The organism is Flagellimonas lutimaris (assembly GCF_051494225.1).
GTDB classification, from domain to species: Bacteria; Bacteroidota; Bacteroidia; order Flavobacteriales; family Flavobacteriaceae; genus Flagellimonas; species Flagellimonas lutimaris_A.
This window is the reverse complement of the sequence record NZ_JBNPYE010000004.1, coordinates 103,458-119,035: the sequence shown is the minus strand read 5'-3', so window position 1 is coordinate 119,035 and position 15,578 is coordinate 103,458. Positions and strand designations below refer to the sequence as shown.

Genomic DNA, 15,578 nt, shown 5'->3' with positions numbered 1-15,578 from the left:
TTCTGTTATAGTTTATACTTGAATTATCTTATTAACATATTGTCCTTACTCTTGTCAAAAACGTAGTCCAACACTTGGGCATGACGTCTTTTTGAACGCACGGCACTACCAGCTGCAGGTGCTCCATAGAATCTACGGGATGCGACCCTAAATTGCTTGGCTTCGTCCAAATGCATCAACATATGGCCCCAAGCTCCCATGTTCCTCGGTTCCTCTTGTGCCCAAACAATGTCATCCGCGTTCTTATATTTTTTGATAATGCTTCTCATTTCCTTGGCTGGCAATGGGAACAATTGCTCCACACGAACCAAAGCTACATCATCCCGACCAAGTTTCTCTTTTTCATCCAAAAGATCATAGTAGAATTTACCGGTACAGAACACCAATGTCTTTACCTTGGTTGCTTTGGCCTCGGCATCATCGATTACCATTTGGAAACTCCCGTTGGCCATTTCCTCTTTTGTCGAATGTACTTTTGGATGCCTCAACAAACTTTTAGGCGTAAATACCACCAATGGCTTACGGAACTTGGCCTTCATTTGTCTGCGGAACAAGTGGAACAGGTTTGCGGGCGTGGTTACATCGGCCACATACATATTGTCCTTGGCACAAAGTTGCAGATATCTTTCCATACGTGCCGATGAGTGTTCTGCTCCTTGGCCTTCGTATCCATGTGGCAACAAGAGCACTAAACCGTTCTGCATTTTCCATTTATCCTCTGCAGAGGACAAGTATTGGTCAATAATAATTTGGGCACCATTACTGAAATCCCCAAACTGTGCTTCCCAAATTGTAAGCGTCTTTGGACTTGCCATGGCATAGCCATAATCAAATCCCATCACCGCATATTCGGATAGCAACGAGTTGTAAATGTGGAATTTCCCGTTTTGGTTATCCCCCATCTCGTTCAACAATACTACTTCTTCTTCATGCATTTCTGTTTTGATGACCGCATGTCTGTGCGAGAAGGTTCCCCTTTCCACATCTTGTCCGGTCATCCGAACATCATAACCCTCTTCGATCAATGATCCATAGGCCAAAAGCTCGCCCATGGCCCAATCGAGCTTGTTATCCTCAAAATACATTTTATGACGACCTTCCACCAATCGCACCAATTTTCTCAAGAATTTTTTATCCTCCGGAAGTTTGGTAATACTCTTGGCGACTTCGTCCAATTTTTTTAAATCGTAGGATGTATCCATTGGCTTTAGCATAACCTCTTCGGTTACTTGTCCAAAACCTTCCCATTCATCATGCATAAAAGGGGTTATCCTAGTCTTCTCAATCTTACGGGAATCCAAAAGGTCTTCCTCTAGATCCTTCTTATATTTTTCTTCGAGTTCTTTTACGTAGTTCTCATCGATTATACCTTCGGCAATCAACTTCTCTGCATAAATATCCCTTGGGTTTTTATGCTTGGATATGGATTTATACAAAAGCGGTTGTGTAAACTTGGGTTCATCTCCCTCGTTATGACCATACTTTCTATAACCGAGTAAATCCAAGAAGATGTCACGTTTGTAGCGCATCCTATATTCCAATGCGAAAGTTGTAGCATGTACCACAGCCTCTGCATCATCAGCATTTACATGAAGTACAGGTGAAAGGGTTACTTTGCCCACATCGGTACAATACGTAGAAGACCTAGCATCCAAATAATTGGTAGTAAAGCCAATTTGGTTGTTCACTACAATATGGATGGTCCCTCCCGTAGCATACCCATCTAAGCGGGCCATTTGAATCACCTCATAAACCACACCTTGTCCTGCAAAGGCGGCATCACCATGAATTAAAATGGGCAATACTTCAGAAATATCATTCCCATGGTCATGATCTTGTTTGGCTCTGGTAATCCCTTCAACGATGGAATTCACTGTTTCTAAATGGGATGGGTTCGGAGCAATGTTCATATTGACCATTTTTCCAGAATCCGTCTCACGTTTAGAAGTCCATCCCAAGTGATATTTTACATCTCCATCAAAGATGGTCTCTTCATAATCCTTGCCATCAAACTCGCTAAAGATATCCTTTGGCGACTTTCCGAAAATATTGGTCAAAACGTTCAAACGACCTCTGTGGGCCATACCCACAACAAATTGTTTTACCCCTTTATCTGCTGCCTTTTCAATAATTACATCCAAAGCTGGAATCAAAGATTCCCCGCCTTCCAATGAAAATCGCTTTTGTCCTACATACTTAGTATGCAAAAAGCTTTCAAAAGAGACGGCCTCATTCAACTTTCTAAGGATGTTCCTCTTTTCTTCGGCAGTAAAATTGGGATGGTTGTCATTAACGTTCAGCCAATCCTGAATCCATTGGATACGTTCCGGTGTGCGTATGTACATGTATTCCACACCTATGGAATCACAATAAATACTCTCCAGATGACGTACGATTTCCTTTAGTGAAGCGGGGCCTATACCAAGTATTTTACCTGCATCAAAAACCGTGTCCAGGTCCTCTTGGATCAAACCAAAGTTATCTATGCCCAAAGTGGGGGCATATTTCCTTCGGTCCCTAACAGGGTTCGTTTGGGTAAATAAGTGCCCTCGGGAACGATACCCATCTATAAGACGGATAACCTGAAATTCCTTTTGAAGCGTCTCCGGCATTTCCACTTTCCTTCCATTGGAAAGCACAACCATTCCACCTTTGTCCGATTCGATTCCCAAATCTTCCAAGGAACCTTCCAAACCAAAATCAAATCCTTGAAAAAAAGCCCTCCAACTGGGCTCAACATTATCTGGATTCGTTAGATATTTTTCGTATTGCTCCGCAAAAAACGAAGTGTGCGCAGCATTTAAAAATGAATATTTGTCCATTCTTTCTGTTTCTCCAAAACTTTATGGAAAATTTCCCCAAAAATACGGGTTTTACCATTTATATGCTTGTGTTTTTCTCAATTTCTTGTTCAAAATAACAACTCCGTTACAGAACGAACAGGAAAGCGATAAAAATTAAATTTTTAACTCAAATTAACAGGATAAACTAAAAATAATTTAACTTGAACACCGAGCTAAACCAATCAAATATGTCCAAACTTAAAAACAGATACCTCTCCTTAGATGTTTTCAGGGGGTTGGATGTCGCCTTAATGATCATTGTTAACTCTCCAGGCCGAGGTTCAACCACATTTTCGCCCTTGCTCCATGCAGAGTGGAATGGTTTCACTTTAACGGACCTTGTTTTCCCCACTTTTCTGTTTGTAGTAGGGAATTCCATGAGCTTTAGCATGAAAAAATATGAAAGCATGGGCAACCCAGCTTTTTTTAAGAAAGTGTTGAAGCGGACAGCAATTATCTTTTTATTGGGCTTTTTGATGTATTGGTATCCATTTTTTGATGATGGCCAGTTAAAGCCTTTTTCGGAAACACGGATTTTTGGTGTTTTACAGCGCATTGCACTTTGTTATATGTTCGCCTCTATAATCCTTCATTTTGTGAAGACCAAAACGGCAATTTGGCTAAGTGTTGCCTTTTTGGTTGCCTACCATCTTATTTTAATTGGGTTTGGCGACCTCACATTAGCAGGCAATGCGGTTCTGAAATTGGATGAGTGGCTTATTGGCCCCAGTCATATGTACCATGGCAACGGCATTGCTTTTGACCCGGAAGGTTTATTGAGTACCCTACCTGCCATTGTAAATGTGATTATTGGATACTTGGCTGGACGATTTATACAAAACAACGGTCAAAACTATGAAACCGTTGCCAAATTGATGATGGTTGGGTTTGCACTTATTTTTGCCGGTTTGGCATGGGACCTTATATTGCCTATCAACAAAAAGCTTTGGACCAGTTCCTTTGTGTTACTCACCTGTGGAATCGACCTTTTTGCTATAGCTATACTTATCTATGTTCTGGATATGAAAAAAGCAAAAAGCTGGAGTTACTTTTTTGAAGTGTTCGGTAAAAACACCTTATTTATTTATCTATTGTCAGAGGTATTTGTCATAACCCTTTTTGCAGTGGATATTGACGGGGAATCCCTTTATCGATGGATAGCGGACAACGTTTTTATATCGTGGTCCGGTGGTTATATGGGCTCTTTGTTGTTTGCACTCTGGATTATGCTTACCTGTTGGTTTGTAGGCTACATAATGGACAAAAAAGGTGTCTATGTAAAAGTTTAGCAACCTATGGTCAGCTACTATATTTGGCTTTGTACCAAACTTTTTGCCATTCTCTCTTCAATAATAAAAAAGATACCTCCGCCGAAATATCAACAACATCGGAGGGAGCTATCTTTTTCACTTCTTTTTCTGAAATATCCACAACATATAATAGGTTGAGATACTCTGGAAACTTTTCCACGATCAAGTAATAAATCTTTTCGTGGATGGTACTTTTAAGTTGTTCGGGAGTAATATCCAAAGGAATATTGATAGGCACATTGGCCAATTCAAAATCCTTTTTGAGTTGATGTATCAATTTTTGATAGAGTTGCTCTTGCTGGACAGCTTCCAACAACTCCAAACTAGTGTTAAAGTTGGATAGCATACTCTATTTACGTTACAAATTCGATTTGAGATTTTTTAACTTGAACTTCTCACAATTTTCTCCCATTCCCAAGCAGATTTCATTGCATCATCGAGACTGGATTGGGCTTTCCACCCCAAGACTTTATTGGCTTTTTTTGTGTCCGCATAAGCTTGAATAACATCTCCTGCTCTCCTATCCACTATTTTATAATTCAACTTTTTACCTGAAACACGTTCAAAACTATGAATCACTTCCAAAACGGAGCTTCCTTTTCCAGTACCTAAATTAAAAACTTCGTAGTTGGTTTCATTCTTTCCTGCCAAAAGTCGTTGCAGAGCTGCCACATGGGCTTTAGCCAAGTCAACCACGTGTATATAGTCTCTGATACAGGTGCCATCTTCCGTAGGATAGTCATCTCCGAAAACCGAAAGTTGTTCTCGCAGACCAATCCCTGTTTGGGTGATAAAGGGCACCAAGTTTTGTGGTACTCCAATGGGAAGTTCCCCTATTTTTCCGGAAGGGTGGGCCCCAATAGGGTTAAAGTATCGCAAAGCGATTGCATTCAAATCTTGATTTACTTTACAGGTATCACGAATAATCTCCTCGCCCACCTGCTTGGTGTTTCCATAAGGAGATTCGGCTGGTTTTACCGGAGCGGCTTCAGTAATGGGCATTTTATCAGCCTGACCATAAACCGTGCAGGAGCTACTAAAAATAAAGCTGGCCCCATGCTTTTTCTTTAATTCTTGAAGCATGTAAACCAACACTCCTAAATTGTTCTCGTAATACTGCAATGGTTTTTCCACACTTTCACCAACCGCTTTAGATGCGGCAAAATGGATTACCCCGGCAATATCATCATGCTTTTGAAAAAATGCTTGGACCCTTGGTTTTTCACGTAAGTCAAATTCCTCAAAAATGGGTTTTTTACCAGTGATTGCTTCAATGCCGTCCAAAACATCAATGGAAGAATTGGAAAGGTTGTCCACAACTACTACTTCAAAGCCCTCATTTTGCAATTCAACAACAGTATGGGAACCGATAAAACCCAGACCGCCGGTTACGAGTATTTTCATCTTTTATTTGTTTACGAAGTCGATTACCAAATTGGTTATAAAATCAATTTGTTCATCATCCAACTCTGTATGCATAGGAAGGGAAATTACCTCTTTTACCAATTGATTGGTCACGGGAAAATCATCTTCGTTGTAACGTTCGTCCGCATAGGCTTTCTGCTTATGCAACGGAACTGGATAATACACTCCACAAGGAACGTTATTATCATTCAAATGTTGTACAAGACCGTCGCGTTTGCCATTCAAAATCCTCAAGGTATATTGATGGAACACATGACAATCGCAAACACTTTTTTCCATATCACAGCCGCATGATATTTTTGGAACCACTATATGCTCTTGCCCTTTAAATGCAGTGGAATATTTTGACGCAGCTTCCCAACGCTTTTGATTATAAAAATCCAATTTGGGCAATTTTGCCCTTAATACGGCAGCTTGAATAGAGTCCAGACGCGAGTTTACCCCCACGACATCATGATAATATCTTTCGTACATCCCATGATTAACAACACCTCGGATGGTATGGGCCAAATCATCATCATTGGTAAAAATGGCCCCGCCATCTCCATAACAACCCAAATTTTTAGATGGGAAGAACGATGTTGCACCAACATGGCCAATGGTCCCTGCCTTTTGTTTTGTACCATCTTTGGAATAGTATGACCCTCCAATGGCCTGAGCATTATCTTCAATTACGTATAGATCATGCTTTTTCGCCAATGCCATAATCTCGTCCATATTGGCACATTGTCCAAATAAGTGCACGGGCACAATAGCCTTGGTTTTGGGAGTAATCGCCTTTTCAATAGCTTTTACATCAATATTAAAGGTGTCCGGTTCCACATCCACTAGCACAGGAGTAAGGTTTAAAAGAGCTATCACCTCAACTGTGGCAGCAAAGGTAAAATTGGCAGTGATCACCTCATCACCAGGCTCGAGCCCAAGACCCATCATGCATATTTGAAGAGCATCCGTTCCATTGGCACACGGAATTACATGTTTTACATCCAAATACTCCTCTAATTCATTTTGAAAAGCCTTTACATGCGGGCCATTTATAAATGCTGAAGAATCCAAGATTTCTGAAATGGCCTCATTGACCTCGGTTTTTATACCTTCATATTGACCTTTTAGGTCAACCATTTGTATTTTTTTCATCCGAATAAATTAATAGGTCAAAATTAAGAAATTAAGATGCCATAATGGTCTCTGACCGAAAGAATGTATTTTAGCGAAAAATGATGCCCTTGCGTTTGCTTTACAACATTCTGATTAACATTGCTTGGTTTGGCCTAAAAGTGGTTGCGCTTTTTAATGCCAAGATAAAATTGTTCGTAAAAGGTCGGAAGAACTCCTTTCCCATATTGAAAGAAAAAATCCCTTCGAACAGTAAAACAATCTGGATGCATGTGGCCTCCTTGGGTGAATTTGAGCAGGGGCTGCCCATTTTGGAAAGGTTACGCACAAAGTACCCTGAACACAAACTGGTCCTGAGTTTTTTTTCACCTTCGGGTTACGAGGTAAAAAAGAATACAATAGTTGCTGATGTAGTAGTATATCTTCCCATGGATAGCAATTCCAAAGTGAAGCGTTTTTTAGACCTCATCAACCCAGAGTTGGCCATTTTTGTAAAGTATGAGGTATGGCCCAATTATCTGTATCACCTCAAAAAAAGTAAGGTTCCAACTATTTTGGTGTCAGCCATTTTTTCCGAAAGACAGATTTATTTTAAATCCTATGGTGGGTTTATGCGAAAAAGCCTTGGGACATTTTCCCATTTCTTTGTTCAAGATGAAAAATCCAAAAAGCTGTTGGAATCCATCGGTTTCAGCAACTCAACTATTGGTGGAGACACCCGATTGGACCGTGTTTCTGAAATTTTGAAACGAAACAACCAATTGGATTTTATGGACAGCTTCAAGAACAATCAGCTATGCCTAGTGGCTGGCAGCACTTGGCCCGAGGACGAGGAGATACTCATCGACCACATCAACAATACCGAAGAAAAGGTGAAATTTGTTATTGCTCCCCACGAAATAAAGCCTGCCCATATTGAAAAAATTACCTCCGCCCTGCAAAAAAGAACCATTCTCTATTCCGAAATAGACAATCAAAATTTAAAGGATTTCGATATACTTATTATTGATACGATTGGTTTGCTGACCAAAATTTACAGCTACGCCAATATCGCCTATGTGGGCGGTGGCTTTGCTACAGGTCTGCACAACACCATGGAGCCTGCAGTTTTTGGAATCCCCATCATCATCGGACCTCAATTTGAAGGATTTAAGGAAGCAAAGGACCTTGTTAAAGAGGGTGGTATAATACCTGTTTCCAACCAAGATAGTTTTAACAATTTGATGAGCGAACTTTTAAACAACCCTATTTCCATCAAAAATATTGGAGATATCAATTCGAACTATATCAACTCCAACAAAGGTGCTGCCGATTTGATTATGCAGTATATCTCCAAGATTATCTAAAATTTGGTTAGCTTTAGCAAAATTCAACCAACATGGACAAGCGTATTTTCAGAATTTCTTTGACGGCGGCCCTAGCGGGCTTTTTATTTGGGTTTGATACCGTTGTAATCTCAGGTGCCAACCAACCCATAAAAGAAATATGGGACACCAATTGGTTTTTGGGTGATTCCATCTTCACCTTCCACGGCATTTTTATTATGTCCATGGCACTTTGGGGTACAGTTTTGGGTTCGCTTTTTGGTGGTATTCCCACTGATCGTTTGGGAAGAAAAAAAACCTTGTTCTGGATAGGAGTACTTTACTTTGCTTCCGCTGTGGGTTCGGCTGTTGCTCCCGAACCCTTTAGTTTTTCACTTTTTAGATTTATTGGAGGGGTCGGTGTAGGAGCTTCCTCGGTTGCCGCACCAGTTTATATCTCCGAAATCTCAACCGCCCAAACACGGGGCAGGTTAACGGCCATGTACCAGTTCAATATTGTTTTTGGGATTTTGATAGCCTTCATCTCCAATTATCTTATTGGGATTATATTTGATGAGAACATCGCATGGCGTTGGATGTTGGGCATAGAAGGGCTTCCAGCTTTAATTTACACCATTATGGTGTTTAAAATACCCAACAGTCCACGATGGCTGTTGATGAAGAACCATGCAGATGCTATTGTGATAGAATCCATTACGCTACTTGGGATTGCAAAAGACAAGGCTTCGGTTCATCTAGAACAAATAAAAATTGCGCTGTTTGATACTACTGAAAAGAAGAAAGAAAGCTTGTTCTCGGGAAAATATAACAGACCTTTGATGTTGGCTTTTTTGATTGCTTTTTTTAACCAACTTTCGGGTATCAATTTTGTACTGTATTATGCTCCTGAAATCTTGGAACGTGCCGGCCTTGCTTCTGGCGAATCGCTTTTCAGCTCCATATCCATCGGGGTCATTAATTTGATATTCACTTTTGTAGGAATTTCATTAATCGACAAATTGGGAAGAAAGCAACTAATGTACATTGGTTCCATTGGCTACATTGTAAGTTTGGCCATGGTGGGTTGGTGTTTTTATTCAGGGGCCAGCTCCGTGTTACTTCTCACCTTTATTTTGATTTTTATTGCCTCCCATGCCATTGGACAAGGTGCGGTGATATGGGTTTTTATTTCGGAAATATTTCCGAACAAGGTCCGTTCCTATGGGCAGTCATGGGGGACTGGAACACATTGGGTATTCGCCGCTTTAATTACTCTACTTACCCCTACATTTTTAGATGCTGAAATCGGAATTTTCAAAGATAACCCATGGCCTATCTTTATCTTTTTTGCGGTTATGATGGTACTCCAATTATTATGGGTGATTTTTATGATGCCAGAGACCAAAGGAATCTCTTTGGAAGAGCTGGGTAAACTGCTCAGCAGAAAAAAAGAAAAATCAAATTAGTTGGTTTACAGTACATACCAAAAACACATCCTTTAGTCGAATAGTGTATCTAATTTTATAGTGAATGCGCAAATAATTCCGTAAATTGATAGAAATTACACTTTTATGGCAGATGAAATTAGCATTGGGAACAAACTCATGGTCGGTTTTTTGCGGGTCATGGTTTTTATATTGATCGTGATATTAATAGCAATTCCAGTTTTAATTGCTTTAGACCTTTTAGGCGTATTGGAAGCCATCGGTCTCTCTTCCTAGAAAATTACATCTTCTTCTCCCATTGATTTTGTAACCAGCTTAATATAGGAGTCTATGGCCTTATTTACATTGGCAGGCTCCGTAACATCCACCTCTCCTCTCCAAATAAGTTCTATTTCCTTTCCAACACATATACAATAGAGCGAAGTCTCTGAGTGGTATATGTTAAATGTGTCGTAGTATTCGGGGTCGTAATAAATCTCTTGGTGCTCCAAATAATCGTTAGTAAACCTCATAAACATTTTATCAACATCATTGATATGTTCCTTAAATGTTCTTCGATTTTCCGTACCCACTACTTTGGTAAACAAAATAGCATCAAAACCTTTATCCAACAATTGTTGTTCTACCTCTTCCAATTCCTCTTCAGATCGTTCTGAGGCAGTAAATTCCACATCAAAAAGATCCATACTGCGCACCGCATCCACACCCTTTTCTTTCAAAGCTTCCACAAACTTGGTCTCATACTCCATTCGGGCATTGTCATCTTGTACCATACCCACAACGAGTACTTGGTATGCATCAAAGAGCACTATATCGGGATTCTTCCATGTACTTACCAATCTAGTTGAGGAACATCCCATTAGGAGTATCATGCTTATGGCTATTAATTTTGATTTCATCACTATGTTTTTTTGATTGATGCGCAGTATAGGTTTTTCTCTATTTAATGAGTGGCAAACGTAGCTTGTCTCTTTTCCAGCTGACGTTTTAAATCTTCTATGGTATTGGCCATGGACTTTTCAAAATCCTCGGTGTTGGACTTTGCAAAAATCCTTGGGCCCGGAGCACTTAATTCTATTTCACAAATTTTACCTTCTCCGGCTTTATCATTTTCTTCTTTAAAAAGTACGTTGGCTTTGATCAACCAGCTGTACTTATTTTCCAATCCTTCCAGTTTTTTCATTAACAATTCGGTTAATGATTCACTAGTCATCATTTTTTGATATTGAACATGTACTTCCATGATTATTGTTTTGATTATATTCAAATCTATAACTACTAAAGATAAAATTTAATGACAATTGTCAGTTTAAATTTTACCTATTTATCCCAAAGAGAAGGGTTGTCCCGTACTTTGTAAAACTGAGAACCAAAACTCTCCTTCCAGGTCTATTTTTTTTCTCTTTTTAGTGACTTCGGAAATAGGCACGTACACATAACGATTGTTGACCCTACTTGCCACAAATTTGGTCTTTCCTGCCATGGCACCATGCACTGCTTGATAAGCCAATCTACTACAAAATACACTATCGCTCGAGTTTGCCGGGGCACATCTCACAATATAACTTGGATCAATATATTTTATGGTCACTGGGCTTTTACCCTCGAAGTATTCAGCAATTTTTTCCTTAAGAAAAACACCGATATCCTCATGCTGAATATTTCCGGATGCATCTTTAACAATCTTTCTATCTTCGAAGAGTTGTTGTCCTGCTCCTTCCGCCACCACAATAACCGCGTGCTTTTTCTTTTGCAAACGTTTTTCCAACACCTTTAAAAAGCCTTCTTCACCATCAAGGGAAAAATCCATTTCCGGAATCAGTACAAAATTCACCACGGGCATGGCCAAAGCGGCCGAAGCTGCAATAAAACCACTATCCCTTCCCATTAATTTGATAATGGAAATTCCATTGTAGGCTCCGGTCGCCTCGTTATGGGCATCCCGCAGGATAGGACTGGCCACATCAAAAGCGGTCTCAAAACCGAAGGACTCATCGATTAGGTCTATATCATTATCGATGGTCTTTGGAATCCCCACCACACTGATTTTGGCGTTTCTCTTGGAAATTTCCTCTCCCAAAGCGTTTACGCCTTTCAAAGTTCCGTCACCTCCAATGGCAAATAGCATATCTACCTTGTTCGCTTCCAGTGTATCCACCATTATCGAAACATCTTGCCCGCCCCTGGACGAGCCTAAAAAAGTACCTCCAAATTGATGGATATCCTTCACTTTTTCCGGTGTCAATTCTACAAGTTCATGACCCTTTTCAGGATTAAGCCCTTCATAACCATAGGGTACTCCAATAATTTTCTTGACCCCATAGAAATAATGCAAAGCCATAACCAAGCCTCGAATCACATTGTTGATTCCAGGGCACAATCCTCCACAAGTAACAATTGCCGCGGTTGTATTTTCGGAATCAAAAAATAGGTCTTGTCGAGGGCCTGCTTTCTCCAAACAAAGTGGTTCCTCACCTTTTTCCAAACATTTTTGGTAATGCTCCATGGAGAGATCAAAAACCAACTTATCAGATTCACTGATAAAATCGAATATGTGATCCCCTTTTAGTGTACCAAGCTCTAGGGGCGACTTAAATTTAGGCGCCCCTAAGCTTTCTATATGAAATCTATTTTTGTCGTTCACTATATTTATTCTTAAAGATGTTCGGTCAAACTGTGATGCGAATCAATCAGTGGACCACCGTTCATAATCTCATCAGAAGCTTGACTCGCAAACTTATCAAAGTTAATGTGAAACGAATGTGCCAATTGGATTGCCTTACTTACATAGGCGCCTTTTTGCAACCAAGTATTCATCGGATCCAAAATTTCCGTTGGAACCCCTGGACAATATTTTGGCATAAACAGACCAAATATTGGGTGCGTATCAAAATCTACATCGTCCAATTTACCTTCTAGAATAGCGGAAATCATCGTTCTGGTGTATTTCAATTTAATCCTTGACCCTACTCCATAGGGACCTCCACTCCATCCGGTGTTGATCAACCATACATTAACGCCTGAGGCTTTCATTTTTTCGCTCAACATTTCAGCATAAACAGCTGGGTGCAATGGCATAAAGGGTTCTCCAAAACAAGCAGAGAACGATGGAACGGGCTCGGTAATACCAGCTTCTGTTCCAGCAACCTTGGCCGTATAGCCCGATATAAAATGGTAAGCCGCTTGGCCGGGCGTCAATTTGGAAACTGGAGGCAATACCCCAAATGCATCACAAGTTAAGAAAAAGATATTTTTAGGGTTGGATGCATAGGAAGGCTCCTGAATATTGTCGATATGAAAAATAGGATAACTTACTCTTGTATTTTGGGTGATAGTGCTATCAAAATAATCCACCTCCTTTGTTCCTTCCTTAAACACCACATTTTCCAGTAATGCTCCTGGTCGGATAGCCCTATAAATATCGGGTTCCTTTTCTTCGGTAAGGTCGATTACCTTGGCGTAACATCCTCCTTCAAAATTAAAAATGGTGTCTTCCTTGGTCCATCCATGTTCATCGTCCCCGATAAGTTTACGTTCAGGATCGGCGGACAAGGTGGTTTTTCCCGTTCCTGATAGTCCAAAGAAAATAGCAGTGTCTCCATCCTCTCCAACATTGGCTGAGCAGTGCATTGGAAGTACTTCTTTTTCGGTTGGAAGGATAAGGTTAAGAGCAGAGAAAATACCTTTTTTCATTTCTCCGGTATAGGCAGAACCTGCTACCAACGCAATTTTTTTGGTGAAATTGAGAATGGAAAAATTTCCGCTCAATATGCCATATTCCGATGGATTTTGTGCTTCATAACCTGGAGCACACAATACCAGCCACTCTTCTTCAAAATTTTCCAATTCACTCTCATCCAACCTTAAAAACATGTTTTTAATAAAGTAATTGGACCATGGATACTCTGTAACAGTCCTAACGTTCATTCTATATTTTGGATCTGCACATACGTAGGCATCCCTAACAAAAACCTCTTTCCCATCAAGATAATTCGTAACCTCATCATACAATTTATCGAAGTTTTCAGGAGATACGGGCTTATTTATTCTTCCCCACCAAATTTTGTCCTTAGTATAGTCATCCTTTACTAAAAATCGGTCCTTTGGAGATCTTCCTGTGAACTTTCCTGTATTAACACATAGCGTACCGTTTTCTGTTTCGACCCCCATGCCTTTTTCAAGTGTTAGTTTTTGCAAAGTTTCGGCGTCGAGGTTCCATTGTGCCCGGACGTTTTTTAGTCCATACTTGCTTAGATCTTTGATTGTGGTCATAATTGTGGTTTTAAATGATTAGAAGCTCCATATCAATGGAACCAATACTAATGTTGCTATAAAGAAAAGTAAGAGCAAGGGGCTTCCTACTTTTAGATAATCAATAAATTTATACCCTCCTGCCGCCATTACCATGGCGTTGGTCGTGGTCCCTACAGGAGTTAAAAATGCAGTGGATGCACTAATCGCCACAGCGATCATAAATGGTTTTGGCGAAACACCCAAGGTCATAGAAGCCATAACGGCAATCGGGGCCATTAATACCGCAGTAGCCGAGTTGTTAATGGTTTGACTAAAGGCTGCTGTCAATAAAAATATACCTGCCAACAAGGCCACCGGATGTATACTTCCCAATGTATTCACCAAACTATTGGCCGCCAATTGTGCCACACCCGTTTTTTGTAATGCCAGTCCCATCGGGATCATGGCTGCAATCATAACAACGCTCGTCCAGCTAATCCCTTTGTAGGCTTTTGAAATGGGTACGCAGCCAGTCAACATCATAATTCCGGCGCAAACAAGTGCTGCTATAGCACCTGGTAAAATATTGAATACCAAAAGTAGAATCATTAACACCAAGGTTCCCAAAGCAATATAGCTTCGAGTGGTCAATTGGTCCACATTTTTGGCCAATGCTTCAGGACTACCAGAAATAACCAAGTTTTCGTACATGGATTTCAGTGCTATAATATTTTCCCATTGTCCACGAATCACGAAGGCATCACCCGCCTTAATCTTTATCTTACCTGTCAGCGGGGCATTATCTCTTGATACTGCTAAAAGTTGCACTCCCGCTTGTCTCAGATAATGTCCCAAATTAATGGTCTTGCCCACAAAAACGGATTTAGGGGTAATGAGCATCTCTGCCATACCCACCTCTTGGTTGATCAGCTCTTTTTTGAGCATGTCCTTTTCAGGTTTTAGCGGTATAACCCCCAAGTGAAACTTAAGTACAAGTTTATCTACATCTTCTGGTTCGCCTTTCACGGTAATAATGTCGTGATAGCGCATTTCGGTATCCAACCCGGGCATTTCCACAAATTGTGGAATTCTGTGAAGTTTGTTAGGGTGTCTACGTTTTAAACGCATAACGGAAACTCTATGTTCCCCTTCAAAATTCCAGTCTCCTATTTTGGTATTGATCAATTGCGACATAGACCTAATACGTAATCGATACAGATTATTTCCTATACTGTAATTCTCTATCCATTTATGCATTTCTTGATCAATGGCCATCGGCTTATTGTTTGTCCTATGTGTGGGCAACAATTTGTAACCGATATATCTAAAATAAAGAACGGAAATGATAAGGAGTGGCACTCCAATCAATCCAAATTCAAAGAACGAAAAGCCAGTGAACCCATTCTCGACCAAAGCATTGCTCACAATAATATTGGGTGGCGTACCCGTTAATGTTAGCAGACCTCCCGTATTTGAGCCAAAAGCCACGGGAATCAATAATTTGGACGGCAGCGTACCAGCGTTCCAAGCAGCAGTAACCGTAACGGGAAGCAATGCCGCAACGGTACCTGTATTACTCACAAAACCGGACAACAAACTGGAACCTAAGGTCACAATGACCAATAAACGTGAAACGTTCCTATGTGCCCATTTTACAAAAAATTGTCCAGCCATAGCTGTCCACCCGGTTCTGGAAAGTCCTTCACCAATAATAAACAAGGCGGCAATCATGATCACCGTCGGATTGCTAAACCCGGCCAAAGTCTCACTGATATCCAAAATACCAGTGAGAAAAAGAGAGAGCATGGCTATAAGGGCCACCACATCGGGTGGAAACTTTCCCCAAACAAATAAGATAATAGTAACACCTAAAATAATCAGCAGTGGCAGCATGCTTAGAGG

At 40.5% G+C, this 15,578-nt stretch carries 13 protein-coding genes; 4 read left to right on the top strand and 9 right to left on the bottom strand.

What is annotated here, in order from left to right:
* Positions 1-23: 23 nt before the first annotated feature.
* Positions 24-2,822: a 2-oxoglutarate dehydrogenase E1 component gene (locus tag ACQQ5U_RS10445; RefSeq protein WP_437397326.1), complete on the bottom strand. Its 2,799-nt coding sequence runs from the start codon at positions 2,820-2,822 to the stop codon at positions 24-26.
* Between the two features lie 209 nt (positions 2,823-3,031).
* Between ACQQ5U_RS10445 and ACQQ5U_RS10440 the strand changes: the two genes are divergently transcribed.
* Complete coding sequence (locus ACQQ5U_RS10440) at positions 3,032-4,132, top strand: acyltransferase family protein (protein WP_437397324.1); 1,101 nt, start codon at positions 3,032-3,034, stop codon at positions 4,130-4,132.
* A 10-nt stretch (positions 4,133-4,142) separates the two neighbouring features.
* On the opposite strand, the gene ACQQ5U_RS10435 is transcribed toward ACQQ5U_RS10440, so the two are convergent.
* From ACQQ5U_RS10435 to ACQQ5U_RS10425, 3 genes are read right to left on the bottom strand one after another with little or no spacing between them, the layout of a single operon-like run.
* A complete protein-coding gene (locus ACQQ5U_RS10435) occupies positions 4,143-4,499 on the bottom strand; it encodes a hypothetical protein (protein ID WP_437397323.1) in 357 nt (118 codons plus the stop codon).
* A 35-nt stretch (positions 4,500-4,534) separates the two neighbouring features.
* Entirely contained in the window at positions 4,535-5,557 is a 1,023-nt protein-coding gene (gene galE / locus ACQQ5U_RS10430; protein ID WP_437397321.1) for a UDP-glucose 4-epimerase GalE, read from the bottom strand.
* Between the two features lie 3 nt (positions 5,558-5,560).
* Positions 5,561-6,715, bottom strand: coding sequence for a DegT/DnrJ/EryC1/StrS family aminotransferase (locus tag ACQQ5U_RS10425; RefSeq protein ID WP_437397320.1), 1,155 nt, complete (start codon positions 6,713-6,715; stop codon positions 5,561-5,563).
* A gap of 83 nt (positions 6,716-6,798) precedes the next feature.
* On the opposite strand from ACQQ5U_RS10425, the gene ACQQ5U_RS10420 reads away from it, so the two are divergent.
* The 3 genes from ACQQ5U_RS10420 (at position 6,799) to ACQQ5U_RS10410 (ending at position 9,719) form a co-directional block, all read left to right on the top strand.
* Complete coding sequence (locus ACQQ5U_RS10420) at positions 6,799-8,040, top strand: 3-deoxy-D-manno-octulosonic acid transferase (protein ID WP_437397508.1); 1,242 nt, start codon at positions 6,799-6,801, stop codon at positions 8,038-8,040.
* 32 nt (positions 8,041-8,072) lie between these two features.
* Positions 8,073-9,464, top strand: coding sequence for a sugar porter family MFS transporter (locus tag ACQQ5U_RS10415; protein WP_437397319.1), 1,392 nt, complete (start codon positions 8,073-8,075; stop codon positions 9,462-9,464).
* A 105-nt stretch (positions 9,465-9,569) separates the two neighbouring features.
* The gene (locus tag ACQQ5U_RS10410; protein WP_182835504.1) at positions 9,570-9,719 is read left to right on the top strand and encodes a hypothetical protein; all 150 of its coding nucleotides are present in this window, start codon (positions 9,570-9,572) and stop codon (positions 9,717-9,719) included.
* On the opposite strand, the gene ACQQ5U_RS10405 is transcribed toward ACQQ5U_RS10410, so the two are convergent.
* The 5 genes from ACQQ5U_RS10405 to ACQQ5U_RS10385 all read right to left on the bottom strand — a co-directional run bounded on the left by ACQQ5U_RS10405 (position 9,716) and on the right by ACQQ5U_RS10385 (position 15,569).
* Complete coding sequence (locus ACQQ5U_RS10405) at positions 9,716-10,342, bottom strand: hypothetical protein (RefSeq protein WP_437397318.1); 627 nt, start codon at positions 10,340-10,342, stop codon at positions 9,716-9,718. The two genes, ACQQ5U_RS10410 and ACQQ5U_RS10405, sit on opposite strands and share 4 nt — an antisense overlap.
* Before the next feature lie 44 nt (positions 10,343-10,386).
* Positions 10,387-10,686, bottom strand: coding sequence for an HPF/RaiA family ribosome-associated protein (locus ACQQ5U_RS10400; RefSeq protein ID WP_437397316.1), 300 nt, complete (start codon positions 10,684-10,686; stop codon positions 10,387-10,389).
* 81 nt (positions 10,687-10,767) lie between these two features.
* Positions 10,768-12,087, bottom strand: coding sequence for an ATP-dependent 6-phosphofructokinase (locus tag ACQQ5U_RS10395; protein ID WP_437397315.1), 1,320 nt, complete (start codon positions 12,085-12,087; stop codon positions 10,768-10,770).
* An 11-nt stretch (positions 12,088-12,098) separates the two neighbouring features.
* Positions 12,099-13,715 (bottom strand): phosphoenolpyruvate carboxykinase (ATP), encoded by a 1,617-nt coding sequence (pckA, locus tag ACQQ5U_RS10390; protein WP_437397313.1) that lies wholly within the window; start codon positions 13,713-13,715, stop codon positions 12,099-12,101.
* Positions 13,716-13,733: 18 nt separating this feature from the next.
* Entirely contained in the window at positions 13,734-15,569 is a 1,836-nt protein-coding gene (locus ACQQ5U_RS10385) for an SLC13 family permease (protein WP_437397311.1), read from the bottom strand.
* Positions 15,570-15,578: the final 9 nt, after the last annotated feature.

Coding starts and splice junctions, on each gene's coding strand:
- ACQQ5U_RS10385 (WP_437397311.1), bottom strand. CDS start 15,569: ATGCTGCCACTGCTGATTATTTTAGGTGTTACTATTATCTTATTTGTT.
- ACQQ5U_RS10440 (WP_437397324.1), top strand. CDS start 3,032: ATGTCCAAACTTAAAAACAGATACCTCTCCTTAGATGTTTTCAGGGGG.
- ACQQ5U_RS10415 (WP_437397319.1), top strand. CDS start 8,073: ATGGACAAGCGTATTTTCAGAATTTCTTTGACGGCGGCCCTAGCGGGC.
- galE (WP_437397321.1), bottom strand. CDS start 5,557: ATGAAAATACTCGTAACCGGCGGTCTGGGTTTTATCGGTTCCCATACT.
- ACQQ5U_RS10435 (WP_437397323.1), bottom strand. CDS start 4,499: ATGCTATCCAACTTTAACACTAGTTTGGAGTTGTTGGAAGCTGTCCAG.
- ACQQ5U_RS10445 (WP_437397326.1), bottom strand. CDS start 2,822: ATGGACAAATATTCATTTTTAAATGCTGCGCACACTTCGTTTTTTGCG.
- ACQQ5U_RS10410 (WP_182835504.1), top strand. CDS start 9,570: ATGGCAGATGAAATTAGCATTGGGAACAAACTCATGGTCGGTTTTTTG.
- pckA (WP_437397313.1), bottom strand. CDS start 13,715: ATGACCACAATCAAAGATCTAAGCAAGTATGGACTAAAAAACGTCCGG.
- ACQQ5U_RS10405 (WP_437397318.1), bottom strand. CDS start 10,342: ATGAAATCAAAATTAATAGCCATAAGCATGATACTCCTAATGGGATGT.
- ACQQ5U_RS10425 (WP_437397320.1), bottom strand. CDS start 6,715: ATGAAAAAAATACAAATGGTTGACCTAAAAGGTCAATATGAAGGTATA.
- ACQQ5U_RS10400 (WP_437397316.1), bottom strand. CDS start 10,686: ATGGAAGTACATGTTCAATATCAAAAAATGATGACTAGTGAATCATTA.
- ACQQ5U_RS10420 (WP_437397508.1), top strand. CDS start 6,799: ATGCCCTTGCGTTTGCTTTACAACATTCTGATTAACATTGCTTGGTTT.